The 17,379-nt window shown below is 38.7% G+C and carries 14 protein-coding genes; 3 read left to right on the forward strand and 11 right to left on the reverse strand.

Annotated elements, in window-relative coordinates; translation table 11 throughout:
• Positions 1-11: 11 nt before the first annotated feature.
• The 5 genes from I6N95_RS07770 to I6N95_RS07790 form a co-directional block, all read right to left on the reverse strand.
• On the reverse strand, positions 12-824 hold the full coding sequence (locus I6N95_RS07770) for a carbohydrate ABC transporter permease (RefSeq protein WP_209526405.1): 813 nt from the start codon (positions 822-824) through the stop codon (positions 12-14).
• A gap of 8 nt (positions 825-832) precedes the next feature.
• Entirely contained in the window at positions 833-1,708 is an 876-nt protein-coding gene (locus tag I6N95_RS07775; RefSeq protein WP_209526407.1) for a carbohydrate ABC transporter permease, read from the reverse strand.
• Positions 1,709-1,849: 141 nt separating this feature from the next.
• The gene (locus I6N95_RS07780; RefSeq protein WP_209526409.1) at positions 1,850-3,145 is read right to left on the reverse strand and encodes an ABC transporter substrate-binding protein; all 1,296 of its coding nucleotides are present in this window, start codon (positions 3,143-3,145) and stop codon (positions 1,850-1,852) included.
• Positions 3,146-3,267: 122 nt separating this feature from the next.
• Positions 3,268-4,293, reverse strand: a complete 1,026-nt coding sequence (locus I6N95_RS07785) for an aldose epimerase family protein (RefSeq protein WP_209526411.1) — start codon at positions 4,291-4,293, stop codon at positions 3,268-3,270.
• A 117-nt stretch (positions 4,294-4,410) separates the two neighbouring features.
• Entirely contained in the window at positions 4,411-7,683 is a 3,273-nt protein-coding gene (locus I6N95_RS07790; protein ID WP_209526414.1) for a DUF5107 domain-containing protein, read from the reverse strand.
• Positions 7,684-7,839: 156 nt separating this feature from the next.
• Between I6N95_RS07790 and I6N95_RS27675 the strand changes: the two genes are divergently transcribed.
• On the forward strand, positions 7,840-8,745 hold the full coding sequence (locus tag I6N95_RS27675) for a helix-turn-helix domain-containing protein (RefSeq protein WP_209526416.1): 906 nt from the start codon (positions 7,840-7,842) through the stop codon (positions 8,743-8,745).
• A gap of 85 nt (positions 8,746-8,830) precedes the next feature.
• Here I6N95_RS27675 and I6N95_RS07800 read toward each other — a convergent pair whose 3' ends face one another.
• Together I6N95_RS07800 and I6N95_RS07805 are read right to left on the reverse strand one after the other, a co-directional pair.
• A complete protein-coding gene (locus tag I6N95_RS07800; protein ID WP_209526418.1) occupies positions 8,831-11,413 on the reverse strand; it encodes an ABC transporter permease in 2,583 nt (860 codons plus the stop codon).
• Positions 11,414-11,418: 5 nt separating this feature from the next.
• Positions 11,419-12,093 carry an ABC transporter ATP-binding protein gene (locus I6N95_RS07805; RefSeq protein ID WP_209526419.1) on the reverse strand — a complete coding sequence of 225 codons (675 nt, stop codon included), beginning with the start codon at positions 12,091-12,093 and terminating at the stop codon, positions 11,419-11,421.
• A 177-nt stretch (positions 12,094-12,270) separates the two neighbouring features.
• On the opposite strand from I6N95_RS07805, the gene I6N95_RS07810 reads away from it, so the two are divergent.
• On the forward strand, positions 12,271-12,765 hold the full coding sequence (locus tag I6N95_RS07810) for a hypothetical protein (protein ID WP_209526420.1): 495 nt from the start codon (positions 12,271-12,273) through the stop codon (positions 12,763-12,765).
• 298 nt (positions 12,766-13,063) lie between these two features.
• Here I6N95_RS07810 and I6N95_RS07815 read toward each other — a convergent pair whose 3' ends face one another.
• The 4 genes from I6N95_RS07815 to I6N95_RS07830 all read right to left on the reverse strand — a co-directional run bounded on the left by I6N95_RS07815 (position 13,064) and on the right by I6N95_RS07830 (position 15,984).
• Positions 13,064-14,062 carry a sensor histidine kinase gene (locus I6N95_RS07815; RefSeq protein WP_209526424.1) on the reverse strand — a complete coding sequence of 333 codons (999 nt, stop codon included), beginning with the start codon at positions 14,060-14,062 and terminating at the stop codon, positions 13,064-13,066.
• Positions 14,059-14,718 (reverse strand): response regulator transcription factor, encoded by a 660-nt coding sequence (locus I6N95_RS07820; protein ID WP_209526426.1) that lies wholly within the window; start codon positions 14,716-14,718, stop codon positions 14,059-14,061. The genes I6N95_RS07815 and I6N95_RS07820 overlap by 4 nt, the downstream gene beginning before the upstream one ends.
• A 79-nt stretch (positions 14,719-14,797) precedes the next feature.
• Complete coding sequence (locus I6N95_RS07825; RefSeq protein ID WP_209526428.1) at positions 14,798-15,526, reverse strand: DNA alkylation repair protein; 729 nt, start codon at positions 15,524-15,526, stop codon at positions 14,798-14,800.
• Between the two features lie 275 nt (positions 15,527-15,801).
• Positions 15,802-15,984: a hypothetical protein gene (locus I6N95_RS07830; protein ID WP_209526430.1), complete on the reverse strand. Its 183-nt coding sequence runs from the start codon at positions 15,982-15,984 to the stop codon at positions 15,802-15,804.
• A gap of 412 nt (positions 15,985-16,396) precedes the next feature.
• Between I6N95_RS07830 and I6N95_RS07835 the strand changes: the two genes are divergently transcribed.
• Positions 16,397-17,260, forward strand: a complete 864-nt coding sequence (locus tag I6N95_RS07835) for an acyl-CoA thioester hydrolase/BAAT C-terminal domain-containing protein (RefSeq protein ID WP_209526433.1) — start codon at positions 16,397-16,399, stop codon at positions 17,258-17,260.
• Positions 17,261-17,379: the final 119 nt, after the last annotated feature.

A 17,379-nucleotide genomic window follows, 5' to 3' on the forward strand; every position in this document is an offset into this window, starting at 1 on the left:
TTCTTCCTCCTCTACTTGACAGATCCTACCATTCCACTGACAAAATGCTTTTGCATCGCAAAAAACACAATGACCATTGGGATAGTTGCAATCACTATGCCAATCATAATCATCCCAAAATCCGGTTGGTAAGCTGAGGACAAGGACGAGATAACCAAAGGTAATGTTTTTTTGTCATTTGTCTGTAAAATAATTAACGGCCATAAATAATTATTCCAGGCACTCATAAACGTGATAATTGCTGCAGCAGCGTACGTAGATTTCATGCTAGGCAGATAGACTCTTAAAAAGATTTGCAGCTCGTTTAACCCATCAACTCGGGCCGCATCAATTAATTCTTTCGGAAAGGCCTGAGTGTTTTGCCTAAAGAAAAAAATTAGAAAGGGCGTAGCAACTGCAGGTATAATCACAGCGATAAAACTGTTCAATAGTCCCACTTTAGTCATCATGCGAAATAGCGGAATCATAATAGCCACAAAAGGAATCATCATCGCCAACAACAATGTATTAAAAATAGCATTAGTTACGCGAGTTTTAAATATCTCGAAAGCATAACCAGCAATGGAAGAAATTAACAACGCCAATAAAGTGGCCGCAATCGCTACTTTGAATGAGTTGCCAATAATCCTGGCTAAATCTACCTGCTGGTTTAACTTCATAAAATTACTAATAAATTCTTTGCCGAAGGTCAATTTTCCCATGGAAATATCTTTTGAAGAATTTGTCGCACTAATCACCATCCAAAAGAAAGGAAAAATCGACAAGCAAGAAGCTACGATTAAAAAGACATATTTACTAACTGCTGTCACTTTTGTTTTTACCATAATCTCACCTATCCTTCCTTACGATTCGTCACTCTAAACTGAATAAAGGTCAAAACTGCCACAAAAACAACAATTGCATAAGAAACAGTCGCAGCATAGCCAAAATTAGGTGTAAACTTAAATGATAAATCATAAATGTATTTAGAAATCGTAATTGTCGCATTATTAGGACCGCCATTGGTTAAATTCATGACTTCATCGAACAATTGTAGAGTCCCATTTGTTGACATAATCGTTGTTAATAGGATAATTGGTTTAAGCATTGGCACTGTAATTGAAAAAAATTGTTTAAAGCCATTAGCGCCATCTAGTCGAGCAGCCTCATAAACAGATTCATCTATATTCTGCATGGCAGCTAAGTAAAATATCATGTCATAGCCCGTCCACCGCCAAGTCAATGCGATAATGATTGTCACTTTTGCCCAAAAAGGATCGGTTAACCATTCAATCGGCAAATCAATAAGCTGAAGTTTCAACAAAATATCATTAATCAAACCACTTGAAGAAAACAGTGATTTAAATAAGACAGAATAAGAGACCAACGATGTCACACAAGGTAAAAAAATACACACTCGAAAGAACCCTCGAAACTTCAACTTTTTGTCATTTAAGATAGCCGCAATAATTAAGGCTAAGACTGTCATAATTGGTACTTGAATCACCAGAAATAATAAGGTATTTTTAACCGCTTGAATAAAAACTGGGTCTTGAAACAGACGTCGATAATTAGCCAAACCGCCAAATTCTGTTACAACCCCTTTTCCTGTTTGAAATGATAAAAAAAATGATTGAATCATCGGAACAAATGAAAAAATCGTAATAATTAGCAAGGCCGGCAAAACAAAACCTAGCCCGTGAGCATTCGTTCGTTGTTTTCTGTCCATTCGGACACCCCCTCTTCCTTAATTCCATTTAGCTAATCAAAAGCACCGTTCTCTTCAACACTGGGAAAGCTGACTTTGCTTCAATGGAAGGAAAGTAGCTCTTCTATCACGATCAGAGGAGCTACTTTGCCTTTAGACTGGTTATTGAATTTGTTGTTCGACTTGCTTTTGAATATTGTCCAAGCCTTTATCAACATCTTCACCCTTCTTAATGCCCACAAGTTCAGCCATTAGCGCGCTATCAGCTTCCCATGTATACATACCAAAATTAACCCCTTTAACATCCTTCGACCATTTAGAGAAATCTTCGTAAATTTTTTGCCCGTTAAAGAATGCTTGCGGCTCTGTATAAGCAGCACTTGTAAAGGCTGGTGAATACATGGAACTAATGCCATGCTTGCTCAATAACGTGTCATAAAGCTCAACACTCCCCGCGAAGGTCTGATTGAGAAAATCAATTGCCTCGTCTTGAACATCACTTGTTGATAAGACATACCAGCTGGAACCACCTAACTCTGTCGCGTTGACAGATTCAGGAATAGCTAATCGAGGCATTGGAGCCACGCCCCATTTACCACTCTGAGATTCTTCCGCAATAATCGACGGGGTAATCCAGCAACCAGTTGGCACTGTTGCCACCTCTCCACCATTAAAGCCAGCAACAAATTCGCTCCAGCCACTGTTTGTTTTGACAATACCAGAATCCATCAGTCGTTTATATTGTTCAATCGTCTCTTTGATGACCTTGTTTTTAGCAATGTCTACTTCACCATTTTGATCGAAGAACCATGTTCCAGCTGACTGCATCATCATTCGCAAAAGTCCGCCATCTTCAGGATCCTGAGTTAACATTGGATGTTTGGTTTTTTCCATAACATCTTTGCCAATCTCTATATAGCGATCCCAAGTAATATTTTCCAAATCTTTCGCCTCATAACCAGCCTCTTCCAGATAGTCCCTGCGGAAATACAAACCAGCCACAGCTGCACCAAAAGGTAGACCGTAAGTATCCCCCTCAACAGTCATAAAATCAACAGATGTCGCAAAATCATCATAGTCAATTTGATCTGTTAAGGGCGCAAAAGCACCTGGATAAGAAGACAAGTACTTGATCGCATTTAAATTTTCAATTAATACGACATCTGGTAACCCTTCTTTTTGCCCTGAAGCTAAATTTGTATGTAATTTTTGTTCCAAGTCAGCCTTGGCGTAATCAACAACTTCAATCGTAACGTCTTGATTTTCTTTTTCAAAAATGGCCTTAGCTTCTTCTAAAGCTGCCACATTATAGGCCGGATCCCACGCCCAAACTGTCACAGTTTTTTTTCCATCTGCCTCTTCTTCTTTTTCCACTTTGTTACCTCCACTAGAGCACCCTGCTAATCCCATGATAACTAACATACTTACCGCTAAGATCTTTATTCCTTTTGACTTCACAATAAATCCCTCCAATTCTTGATTTTAAATAACACATATTCCTGATATAACCAGTATAATACAGCGCTTTCAAAGGGTAAATGGACGATACCTTAGAAAACTAGACTATCTTACACAAAATCTCACGTGGCAAAAAAGGACCAAGTTGTTTGACGATGAAACAATTCTCCAAGTTCGAGCCAGTGATTAGGAAACTGAGGATGAGTCACCGCATCTGGATAATCTTGTGTTTCTAGAGCTATTCCACCGTATTTGATGCAAGGTTGTCCCTTAAAATGATTGCCAGTATAAACAATCATCACTGGATTATGACAGGTAATCAATACCTTTCGACCACTTTTTGCATGAGATAAACTGCCAATATAAGTAGTCGTATGACTCAATAAGAATGGATGATTTAAGCCATCCTCCTGCTGAATTTGAGAATCTGTAGAGAAAAGTACCTCTGATAATTGGCGGCTAGCTCGTAGATCAAAAACAGTTCCTTCAACTGGTTGACTATCGCCTGTTGGTAAGTGTTCATTCCCTAAAGGTAAATAATTAGCACTATTAATCCATAAATGGTGATCCAAAATGGACGTTCTTTTACTGCCAGATAAATTGAAATAGGTGTGATTCGTTGGATTTAACAGTGTTTTTCGATCCGCATAACCTTCATACTCAATCTTCAACGTATCTTGGTATAACGTAAAGCGAATGTTCATTTCCAAATTTCCAGGATACCCACTTTCCAAATGAGGTGACTGTCGCCTAAATAGAATAATCAACTGGTCCACCTTTTCTTCAATTCGATAGCTCCAAAAGGTATTATCAAAACCAATCTCCCCACCATGCAGATGATTAACCCCTTCATTACAAACTAACTGTACACTTTTGTCATTTCCCCACTTTCCCTTACGAATTCGTCCTGCCACCCTTCCAACAGCACTACCAATAAAGCTTCGCTCCGCCAGATAATCCTCAACTTTTTCAAAATTCACCACAATATTTTCCTTTTGCCCCCACCTGTCCTTTGTCGCCAAATGCGTAATGGTTGCCCCATAATTCAGCAGTGACAAATCAAAATTGGTCCCTTCGATACAGATTTCTTCTAGGTCATGCTTCCCTTGAACAGTGGTCTTGACCACCTTTACTTTATATTTAGTCATCTTTATCACGCCTCGCTCCAACATCTAACCTAAGCCATCAATATAATTTGAGTGCTAAAAATCTAGGAAGAAAATATCTGAAAACCACTTTTCTAAACCGGCTTTCAGATATTACAATTATCCTCTATCAATCATCGCTAAGTGTTGCTTAGCCCCTTGGTGACTGCCATCCTGTTCAAGAACGCTCAAAAAGTAATCCGAGGCTTCTTGATGATTGTTTAACCCCAAATTTCCGAGCCCCATCAAATATTCACAATAAAGCTGATTTTCTTCTTGGAGATCTCGTTTAAAGACGACTGTTTCAGGCAACGAAACAGCAAAATAGTCATAGGTTATCACATCAAAAAGATGAAGTTCACCATATCGAATTAACCCATGAAAACAACTTTTCGCCTCTTTCATACGACCTAGGGCTGCCAAGGCTAAGCCTTTGTATAAGATGCTATCTGCTGGCTGATCATAATAATAGAGCACACTTTCTGGTTGACTTACACCTACGCTGGCTTTTTGATAATAACTATTGGCTTGTTCCTGATTTCCCATAGCCTCATAAGCTTTAGCGATAAAATAGTCCGAAATATTATCTTGAGCATTTGGTAACTTGCCTTCCCCTAAACTATGCGGAAAAGATTGTGAGTGACTCAATAAGTCGATGGCTTTCGTAGGATCGCACGTCAACAACTTTTTGGCTTCTTCAACCAAGGCAAAGATATACTGACCACTGACTTTCCCTTCACCACCTTCCCACGGATGAAACTGTCTTGATTTCAAACAACTCAAAGCCTTTTGATGCTTACCCTGATTGTTTAATAAAGAGATGTACACAATGTATAAATCATCTCGTTGCTCAGTTACAGTCAGATGCTTCTCCAATAGGTCAATACGTTCTTCAACTGATGCCCCTCGCCTTTTCATCACTAATTCCAACTCCATCAGGACTCTAGCATCGGTTGAATCTAGTTCAAACGCTTGTTTCAACATGGACTCAGCTAATTTTATTTGATCATAATTATTGTAATAGCCAAAGGACAGATTGCGGTAAACAGTCGGATATAATGGATTTAGTTTCATACTCGCTTCCCACAACTCAATCGCTTCTTGGTAGCGCTTTTTATCATAAAACAGATTACCTAAATAGTATCGGGCAAAGCTTGTTTGTTCTGGTAATAAATTAATAGCTAGTTCTAAGACCTTAATCTCTGCTAATTTATTAGGAAAACAGTAATCTGGACATAAACTCTCTCCTCTTAGCACAGCCTCCTTAGCCATTTGTTCGTAGCCTTGTTGATGATAAACATACCCTTGGTAATAGGCAGTTAACGGGGAGCTAGGAGCCTTTTCCAAAATCTCCAAGGCCTCATCCAACAATCCCCAACTAAGATAATCCCAGGCCAGTTCCAAATAATTGTTTAACTCCCCCCGCATGACCTGTTGCCACTTTTCTTGATGTCCCTCTTTAAAATGTTCATAATGACTTCCCAAATCCAACGGATCAACGACAAAATTTGCTTTTAGCAGATCCGTCGTTTCGTTTCCAAGTTGTCTTAGTAAAGCTATTTTTAACACACGAGCTTTCATATGATGCTGGTTTTTGACTAAACACTTGTCAATCAGCGTAATCGCCTCATGGAAGTGTTTAAGTTTGGCTTCATGACAAGCTAGCTGATAAAAGGCAGCTGACTGAGTATCTTCGCTCCACGTTGCTTTATAAAAATGATTAACGCTCTCTTCAGCCTTTCCTAATTCTACTTGTACGAGACCTAGATTAAAAGAAGGTTCTCCATAATAAGGATTAGGTGTTTTCCATTTTTGCTTCGTCACAGCTTTTTGCAGATAACTTTCACTTTCTTGAAAAAGACCGCGTTTAAAGAGAAACACCCCATACCCATTATTCAAACGAATGTCTGTTTGATCACGTTTTAAGCCTTCAAGGTAATACGCTTCTGCCTCAAGTGTTGCATGACGGTACTGTTCAATATGAGTCGCTGCTAAAAATAATTCTTCGGTACTTTTTAACTCTTCTGGTGGCAACAAAGCTTCAGCTGGCTCTGGTAAGGCTTGAAGCTGATCCTTCATACCTCGATAACTCACAAGAATCTGCCCCTTTTGATCACATACTGTAATACTGACATCTTCATTAATTTTTGTAAGAGACGTTTTAAAAGAATCTTCAAAATAGGAAAAGGGGCTTAAGTCAATTTCCTTTTCATAAAGATATTTTCCAAGGTGAGAAACAATCACATTGACTTGTTTTCGCGCTTTTGTTCCATAAACCACGAGTTTTAAACAATCGCCTTCTATTTCCAAGTTCACTGCGGCCTCAATAGTGGCATTTTTTACATGTCCAACTCCCTTGTAGGGCATGAAATATTGTTTAAATTCCTTCTCTTCGTAAGGCTTCAACCAAGTGAAATCGGGTTGATTATCAGTGAATACGCCTGTCATTAATTCAGTATAAGGGCCATCTTCATCCGTCAAGTTTCGATCCCAGGATAAACCAAAATCACTATTTCCCCAGACCCACTGTTTTTTCCCAGGAGAAATATGGTGATTGGCCACATGTAACAATCCAGCCTTTTTCTCCTCATCATAATTGCCAATAAAATCATAATCTGAGTGATATGCCATATAGGAGGTTGGCACTTCGATATTTTTATAACGAGAAATATCCACCCCTGCTGAATAATCATATTTGTAGTAAGTACCAGTTGCAATCGGGAAATCTGATACCGCCCGCTTACCATGATCCATTACAGCATGCACATCTGGAGGGAATATTGACACTGTGTGGTCATTCGCAGGCACAGCAGGATTAGCCCACCATAAAAAAGTCTGAGGTGTGTCCGTCCGATTATATACCTTGCCAGTAATCTCAATATAAGCTGAATCCGGGTATAAGGTAAACCCGGCCATCCCTTTGGTCCCATACATTTTATCCACTTCACTTACCCATACCGTTTTACTACCGTCATCATTGTAAGAAATCTCGTATTCTGTTGGCATATAAGTTGATGGACGATGATGCTGGGGCCAATTAAACTCAATACCACCAGAAATCCAAGGGCCTATTAAGCCAACCAACGCAGGCTTAATCACCTGATTGTAATAAACAAAATCATAATCATTCGTCTTGTCATATGCTCGCTGAATCCTACCACCCAAAGTAGGTAAAATAACGACTTTTAAATACTGATTTTCCAACATCACTGCGGGATAAGCCACATCAATCTTCTCATCCATTATTCTTTCAGTCATTCCATGAGGATAGACCTTTCCACTACTCCCTTGATAAACCCTCTTCTCAAAAAACAAGGGATTTTTATCAGGTTCTGACGTTTGATAGGTTGGCATGATAATCGTTTCTTCCCAAACCTTGACATTTTCTGACATTCTAGCGCCTCCTTAAATTATTTCGTAATCCTACATTTGTTTCTGTAGATTACCCATATAATATCGTGATAGCGCCACCAAAAACATAGTCTATATTAATTAATCATGGATTATCTTGCACTTTTTTGTTAAACTCCTGTTAAGGAGGTGATTTTAGTGAATCACATTAAAAAGAAGGACGGGTTTAAAGATGAACGTCATATTATCATACCGCCAGGGCTTTTACAGGAAGCTAAAGAGCATCCCTTAGTTGAAGGCACGTTACTTAATGAATTAGGTTACTACCCTTCTGCAAGGTACCATTACCGTGAACGTTATAATGAAAATGTAGAAAATATTCTCATCTATTGTCTTGAGGGAGAAGGAACCATTGAAATCAACAATAGTCAGCGTTTTATCTTAACTAGAGGGACACTCTTTATCATTCCAGAAAACACAGCTCATCGTTATTATTCCGATGGAGATGATCCTTGGTCAATTTTATGGGCTCACTTTGAAACACCACTTTCAGATTATTTTGAATTAAATCGTTTAATACCAATTGCCATATCGTCACCTGAAAAAAATGCCTTAATTCAATCTCACTTTATTAACTTATTTGACATAGCCGAAAAAACTCTTTCCTTAGGAAATATTATATGTACTTCCCAGTTAATCAAACTAATTTTAACAGAAATTGTCTATCTTAAAGATGGCTTGTCCAACGACAAGCAAAATAGCTATTTGACCAAGAGCATCCGCTACTTAAACGAACATCTGTCAGAAAGTATTTCCCTAGTTGAACTGGCGACTTATTTAAATATTTCTCAAAGTTATCTCAGCAGTATTTATAACAAGTATCTGAACACCTCACCCATTGACTACTTAATTCAGATCCGTATTGAACAAGCTTGCCGTTATTTAAAAATGACTGATCTAAAAATTTATGAGATTGCCAAAAAAGTCGGCTATCAGGACCCTTACTATTTTTCACGGATTTTCAAAAAAATAACCGGCTTTACCCCAAAAAATTACCGCCAACAGACCAATCACGGGACTCAACAGATGACAGCCAGAAAATAGCTAACTCACCAAAAAGCTGTCAATTTTACACATATCAAATAAGTCAATCTCCCCCATATCAAGAGATTGACTTATAATAATAACACTACTCATCACGACCGTGCAGTCGTTCGACAATACTTTCTTCGGTCACTTTTTTATAAGATAATAGAGGAATCACCACGCAAAAGACCATCAATAAGATGATAATTACGATAAAAGGCACAACAGGGAACTCGTAGGTTGCATAACCAATCCGCGATTTTAAGACCTTATAAACAAGTTTTAAACTAATCACCCCTACCGTACTTAATAAGCCAACGACAACTAAGCTATAAGCCAGTCCCTCCATGACCAGTAGCCAACGAAGCTGCTGACGAACCATTCCCACACTTTCTAGAATGGCTAATTCTCGCTTACGGCTGATAATATTCATCATAACTGTATTAAAGAAATTGGCTAAGCCTAAAACTACCATCAACAGACTGACAGCATACATGGTAATCTTAATCGTTCTGATTTCATCTTGAGCATCTGCAAGAAAATCAGAATTAATATTCACCCACGGCAACATCTGATCGCGCTGACTAGGTTTAACGACACTTTCCTTCTGACTAAACCAACGTTTCATTACTTTTTTAGCTGCTGGCTCTGCTTCGGAATCGACATCTATTTCTACTTTAAAGGCTCGAGGTCTTAAGCCCAAATTAGCCAAACCTTTTTCACTAATGATAATATCAGGAGCAGTTAAGCCAAAACTAATGTGAAGATTCGGATAATCGTCAGTCTCGGGAGCAATGAAACCAGAAAAGGTCATATTACCTAATCCTTCTCCTTGATAATTTGCTAAACTAATTTGTTGACCAATCACTTTTTCTGCCACAAGCTTCATCGTTGGCGAAAAAGTTCCGAAACTATTCGCTACAACTCCCGTGCCATTTTTGAAACTTTCTAAATCAATTGCCAACTGATGTTTCAAGACATAGGCTTCAAATTCTTTGATATAAGCCTCATCTGCTACCAATACCGGGGCGTAATAATCCTTGAGCAAGGCTTTTGCGGCCTCTTTATCATCTTCTTTTATTTGCTGCTCCTGCAGTCGAAAATCAGCTTTTAAGGCAACTTGCCAAACCGGTTCATTAGCATCTAGAAAAACAAAATCTCCTGCGACGACATTTACTTTTTCAATACCTGGTAAATTGGCAAAAAAAGTTAAATCTTCTTGATCAACAGGTAAAAAATCATCTCGATAATCCTCCGACCAACTTGGATTATAAGAATTTTCTACTGTAAAATCGGGAAATAAAGCGAAATTATTTGTATAATCCAGTCCTTCTGTCACTAAAAATGAAGCCAAAGCAATGGTTAAACCGATAAATAGAGACAAAACAGTGATGATAAAGCGTTTGAGATCACGAGTGCCATTGCGCCAAGCCATTTGATAGAGCCTGCTTCCTGATTTGGCTTTTCTGACCTTTCCCTCAATAGGAGAGTACTTGAGAGCTTCTAAAGGAGCTAAGCGGCTAATTTTCCGCACAGGTAGCATGATACTAAGAAAGGCAATCACGATCGCAATTCCGCAAGCAATGAACAATAAACTCGGACTAAATCGAATTAAATCACTGGAAACCCCATAATTACGCAAGTAGTAGTTGGCTAAAATTAGTGGCAGAATCCCCTGAACAACTAAGACACTCAAAAGACTACCAATGCCCACGCCGATCAAGCCAATCAGCCAAATCTGACGATAGATGATCTTTCTGATTTGCTTGTCCGTCGTCCCAATCGTCTTTAACAAACCATAGTACTGAACATCTTTTCCTAATGAAATCGCCATAACGTTATAATTCAATAAAAAGACACATAAAAAGAGAACGCCACTGGCCAAGATGGCGATATCATAGCCGCCAACAGTTTGTCTAACAACATTGTAATTAGCCGAATTGCCTCCGTCAAAACGCTGAACGTCATCTCTAGTCGCCACATCCTGATACAATTTCTTTTCAACTTGTTTGCCCGTAAATCGATTGGCTTGCTTTAAGAAAATCACCGTCGGCTCAATACCTGGACCACTTAAATCTTTAAAATAAGCTTCTGAAAAATAGCCGATAGGCGGTCCAAAAATCGGGGGCACATAATCCGTGTAATAAGCTGACAAACGAAAGGTGTCAAAACTAGTGATATCTCGATCACGATAAATTTCCACCGGGATCTCCATGCCAACGACTGGGTTCTGAATCCCCATTTCAGCTAACCCACGAATTGAAAGCATTAACTCATCTTTCGCCTGAGGGAATTTTCCTATTATATCTGTGTAAGCAGGAGCATAAAAGGTGTCAAACATCTTCTCTCCAACAAAAACACTGGCAAAGACGTTTTCTTGATCAACTCGCCCGTCAGCAAAATAAGTCATTACCCCAGTGTCTGTTAAGTAATTTAATGACTCTAACTGCTTAATTTGTCTATTAGTCGGGTGTTCAAGGGAGGAGCTGGCTGTATTGCCATGTTCCCGCACTTCCATCGTATACTCGGCATTAATCCGACCTAACATGATCGAGAAAATACTATAAATAACCATAATTGTCAGGGCGACCGCCGCTATCATCAAACGATTGCGATTTTTATTATGCTTGTAACTGGCAATACTTAAACTTTGAATCACAGCGTTGTTATTATTAGGGGTTGTCATTTTGATTACTCCTTTCCGATCGCAATCTGACCATCTTCAATTTTGATGATCCGATCAGCTAGCTGAGCAACTTTTTCATCATGGGTAACCACGGCAATCGTTTGATGAAAGTCAAAAGCCAACGTCTTCAAAAAACCAACCACTTCAATCGTATTTTGCGAATCAAGATTACCAGTCGGTTCATCCGCCAAAATAATCGTTGGCCGAGCTACCAAAGCTCGAGCAATTGCCACCCGTTGTTGCTGTCCACCAGAAAGTTGGTTGGGCATTTGTGCTAATTTATCACTGATTTTTAATTTCTCCACCACTTCCATGACAAACTCCTCGTCAATTGTGACACCGTCTAACTTTAATGGGAGGACAATGTTTTCATAAACCGATAATATCGGCATCAAATTGTAACTTTGAAAAACAAAACCTAAATTACGTCGTCTAAAAATCGTTAATTCAGTTTGTTTCATTTGGCTTAAATGTTGCCCCCGAATCAACACATCGCCACTTGTGGGAAAATCCAACCCACCGATCAGATGAAGCAACGTGCTTTTGCCACTGCCAGAACTGCCGACAATCGCCACAAATTCCCCTTCATCAATCGACAAATTGACTTGTTTCAAAGCGTCAACTTGATTCGTTTTTTCGCCATAGGTTTTTGTTAAATCAACCGTTTGTATAATACTCATGAGACTCCACTCCTCTTTCTTGGTTATCTTGAGTTTAACAACCATTTCTAACAATTTGCTAACAAACCAAAAAAGATAGCCAATTGTAACTATGACACCTAACCATTAATAATTGCCTTTAGTACCGACTTTAAGGATGTGCTACAATGGAATTACTATCAATTTAGGAGATATTCAATGAAAAAAAAATTTACTATTATATCAACATTATTAGTAACTGTAAGTATCGCACTCGTTATTATAGTTAATCAAACAGATAGCACTGACCTCAAAACCAAAGAAAAAAAAGTAATAAATAAAACTGCCCCCCCTTCATCAGTTGACACTTTATCAATAAACTCAGAGAACACTCGGCTTTTTATTGTCGACAATATGTCTACCAACCAAAATTTTTCGTTGAAATCACTTCACTATGCCAACGCCAATAACCAGTGGATTGAAACGACCCTTCATAGTTATTTTATTGAGGACTTCAGCACCCTTAATTATCAAGAATATGACGCTGACATTCAAAAAAATGCCACGATTGATTTAGGTTTTCAAGTCAATTTTGAACCCAATTCCCATAACGCAATTTACTTTAAAGACATTCCTAATAGCGCCAAAAAAGTACAATTTTCATTTTCTGATAAGACATCAAAGATCGTTTCATTAAAATCAAAAAAGGAGTGACCTTCTAACAGTTGTATTAGAAAAATTGAGCAATCCCATCTTCTCTACCAAATAGAACATAACAAAAGGCAATTACCTAATCTGGCATTGCCTTTTCTTTACTATTTTTGGGTTCGATTAAACAAAGACCATTCGAACGTTCTTAAGTCTATCATCAACAGTTTGAGAAATTGCACTGTCACTGCCTGAATCAAGTTTAGAAAACATAAAAACCAACAATCCTTTGATTCAGTTCTAGTAACTAACGACGGCCCTAGTTCAAAGGGAGTAGACAATTTCTACCAACCTATCTTCCCTGTTAAAAATACAAGGACACAGTTAGGCCCTGATCTTCACGAGTCACTTTGATAAATCCATGGTGTTTTAACATGATTTCTTGAGCTAAGTAAAGGCCGATCCCAAAACCAGCCTGATTATCGATTCTTTCTCCTCGATAAAAGCGTTGAAATATGGCGTGTTCCTCACCCCGTTCAATGCCAATTCCCCAATCGCGACAGCTAATCACAGTAAACATCTCATTTTGCGAAACTTGCAAACTAATCACACTATCCTCAAAAGAGTATTTAATGCTATTATCCAAAACATTAAACAGCGCTTCGCCTAACCAATTTGAATCATAGTCCGCAATAATTGGCTCATTATTTTCAAATTTAATGTCAATGTTTTTCCCTAAGGCCGCAGAATGAAGGCTAAAGACCGTTGCCAACAACAGCTCGTTCACATTATTTGGCGAAACCTTTAATTGAATTAGGTCATTTTCAAAGCGTGACATTTTGATAAAACTTTCGATCAAAAATGTTAATTGACTTTCTGACAGCTCAATGGCGTTAACATACGTTTGCTCAGTCGTTGACAAATCAGCCGACTGCTTTAGCAAGCTGCTATATGTTTTGATATTTACCAAAGGAGTTCGCAACTGATGAGCAATATCGCTAATTAATTGCTGCAAAACCTGCTGGTCGTGATTGATTTTGGCCTGATAGCCACTGTATTGCTCTTCTAAGCGCAATAATTCATGACTAATCTTGCCGCTTAGGGTCTCTTTCAACTTAAGCTGAGAGCTCTCTGACATCAGACGGCCCTCTAAAAACGTTCGCAACAAATCGGCAATAAACTGCAGTTCTTTTTCCTGTTGTCGCCCTTGACCAAGGCCTAGCAACCAAAAACCGCCACTCATTAACAATACCAAAAGTAAGACCAAGTAATTCTGAGAAACAAAATAGATCATTGCAACAAATGCCACCGTTAACAACAACCATAGGAGGGGGTATTTTTTTGCTAGTCGCTGTTCTCTCATTGGTTACTCCCAAACACATACCCCATGCCAAAGATATTCCGAATAAAATCTGGTCCCTCGGCCTTAAGTTCAATTTTCTTTTTCAACCGATTTATCGTCACACTGACTGTGTTATCACCAACAAAATCACCATTCACGTCCCAAATATGTCTCAAAAGCGTTTCCTTTGATAAAACTTGGCCTTCGTGAGAGGTAAGAAAAAGCAATAACTGATACTCTTTCGCCGTTAATTTAAGCAATTCGTTTTGGAAGTAGACTTGCTTTTCCGAAAAATTTAAGGACAACTCTCCATAATGATAGCTCTCGGCAAGCTGATTGCGACTTAAGATTACCTTAATTCGTCGCTTTAACACCTCTAAAGAAAAAGGTTTGACGATATAGTCTTCAGCCCCTAGATCATAACCATGCAAAATATCTGACTCCTCGTCACGGGCAGTCAAAAAAATTACAGGCATCAGCATTTTTTTGCCAATCTCATAACCTAATCCATCAGGTAAATTAATATCCAATATACATAAATCAAGCTTTTCTGTCATCATGGCTAAGCCTTCTTTGACCGTCGAACCACTGACCGTTTGATAACCAACTTGCTCCAAACCGATGACTAAGGCTTCTCTTAGCAAGGGATCATCTTCAACGATACCAATCTTAGCCAATTTCATTCCCCCCTAACATCTTTTAGACTTTCAGTATAGCATAAAAAAATGGCAAAAAAGACCACTACAAACGAGCGTTTCATTTCTCACTAATGGCGTTAACTTGTTTCCCCATGGCCGATTTTGAGGAAATAAGTCGCGTCCGTCCACTAACAGCAACCAACGTTTCCAGCTCTTTTAAGGCATCTTTAGCCACCCATTGTTTAGCTTTAGATGCTTGTTTTAACATAGTTTTTGCCGTAAGCACACTCAATTCCTTAGAAGCTTCACTCGTTTTCCCAAGTTCTCGAAGGGCCCAAGAAGCCGCTTTTTTTACTAATAAACGTTCATCCTCAGAATAGTTTGCGATTAATTCCAGATATGCTTTGATCTCATCGATGGTTAAAGCCGCGTGAGTAGACGTGCTAGCAATTAAAGAAAAGGCAGCACGCTTATAAAATAGCTGATCAGAGCTAATCCATTTCGTGATATTTTGGTCAAAATCAGGCCGTTTAATCAAAATCGTTTTACAAAATAAGTCACATAAATCCCATGAAATGATGCCATCCATCAACATATTGATATCAGCTTCAGTGCATTCATTCGGTTCTAGGGCAAGCACAGACAAGATTTTGCACTCATGGTAATTCGTTGACCATAACTCGATTAGAAACGCTTTTTCCTTTGGCAGCTTTTTGGCCAATTTGCGCAACTCAGGCGTTGGAACACCAAACGTATGCTCTTCGGGAATTCCTAATTTGACAACGTTCTGCTTAAATTTGTCTGACGCATGATTGCGCAAATAAAGTGTAATTTCATCAACCTTCATTTTCTACCCCTTCTTCCAGTCATTCATAAATAGGCTTTAAAGTTTAAGAGCCTCACCCACTTATTCTCTCTTAATTTTCTCATAGTTATCTACATCTATCAATCCAAAATAACCGATACACCTACTAGATTCTCGTCTGTCAGGCTCTATCTTTAGTATTGAGCCATAAGATTTCTTCATGCACACCAACTGTCGCGATCATTATCCTTGCCTAACACCTTTAGCTCTAGTCTGCTTTCCCCTGACATCATTTAACACCCAATAAGTTAGCACAATTAATAGCAAAACAAAATGCCGATAATGAAAAGATGCTGACGGAACATAGCTCCTTCAAATGTCGCAACCATTGTCTCGTGCAAGTTAATATAAAACATCAGTGACCATAAGAATGGCTGATACGTTAACAAGAGGGGCACTTGTGACAGAATAGTCAAACTTAAAATTCCCAGTAATAACACTTTCTCAGACTCCATATTTGAGGCATCAATTCAATTACTAAAAATTATCTTTAAATAAAACCTTCTTATCGCCATTACATAAATCAATCAACATGCCGCAGGCCACAAAGGATCTTTCTTGACTCTCGATAAACGAATCAATTGATCGTTAGGCTTTTTGCCAAATTATTTGGTCTTGACTATTGATAATACCAGCTCACTTACTTAAAAATAGCCTCCCTTCTTAACAGACAATCCCACTAACAACACACCGTTGATTTTGTGAAGAATCAATCACTTCACAAGTTGTGCTTTGCTACTTTTCACGAACAAAAAAATCCTTTATACTGGCTTTGAATGACTAATCCAAATCACTTAAGAGGACTTATATAAGGAATGATACTCTTAATTAAATTTGAAAGGAGACTTCATTTTGAAGACAATTCAAATGACAAAAACAACCATTAATCGAGACGGATTTCAAGGTCGCTATTTCGCCAGTCAGCAGCGGGACATAGCTCTGCTTGTATTAGGTGGCAGTGAAGGTAGTGTAGCCTTCACTAATTCCGTGGCAAAGTCTTTCAGCGCTATCGGAATATCGGCCCTAGCCGTTTACTATTTCCGAACGATCCAAACGGGCTGTTCACTATCAAACATTCCAGTGGAAACCATCGAACATGCGGTAAACTGGCTTAAAAACAGCGGGACAAAAAAAATTATTGTTTACGGTCTATCTAAAGGAGCAGAACTTGCCCTTCTCGCTGCCTCATTAATCGCCGAAATTAACGGGGTGATTGCCGTCTCAGGTTCGTGCTGTATTTTCGAAGGGTTAACTTGGAATCTTAAATCATCAGGAAAATCTAGTTGGCAATGGCGCGACAACGAGGTACCCTACGTATCAACCAGTGGCGCTGTGCCAAGCTTCTTCTCTACTCTAATAAAAAATGGTGAGATGAATTATTTTGACAGTTTTAATCGGTTGCTTGAAGTTGAAATGACAGAAAACACAGTAATCCACGTCGAGAATATCAAAGGTCCTATTCTCCTTTTATCTGCCAAGGAAGACGTCGTATGGCCTTCCAAGCGAATGAATGAGTTAATTATTAACAGACTTGAGGAAAAAAAGTTTAAATACAATTACTCCCATAAAACATTTTCGCCAGCTAGTCACTTTCTCACGCCAACACACCAGCTTATTTACTCTATATTCCGCTTAGAGCGTAACAATAAACCCTTATGTAGACTTGCGCGCCAACAAGCATTTGACTGTACACTTGATTTTTTAGCTGATTTTTGATGATCGACCAGCGAACTACTGCTAGCTTACTTTACTATTAACAGGAAGTAGTTAACACAGCGACCCCTCTGGGAAGTCAAATCTGGCCTTCGAAGAGGGGTCGCTGTCATGTTATCTCG

The sequence above is a fragment of the Vagococcus allomyrinae genome (genome assembly GCF_017829975.1).
GTDB classification, from domain to species: Bacteria; Bacillota; Bacilli; order Lactobacillales; family Vagococcaceae; genus Vagococcus_D; species Vagococcus_D allomyrinae.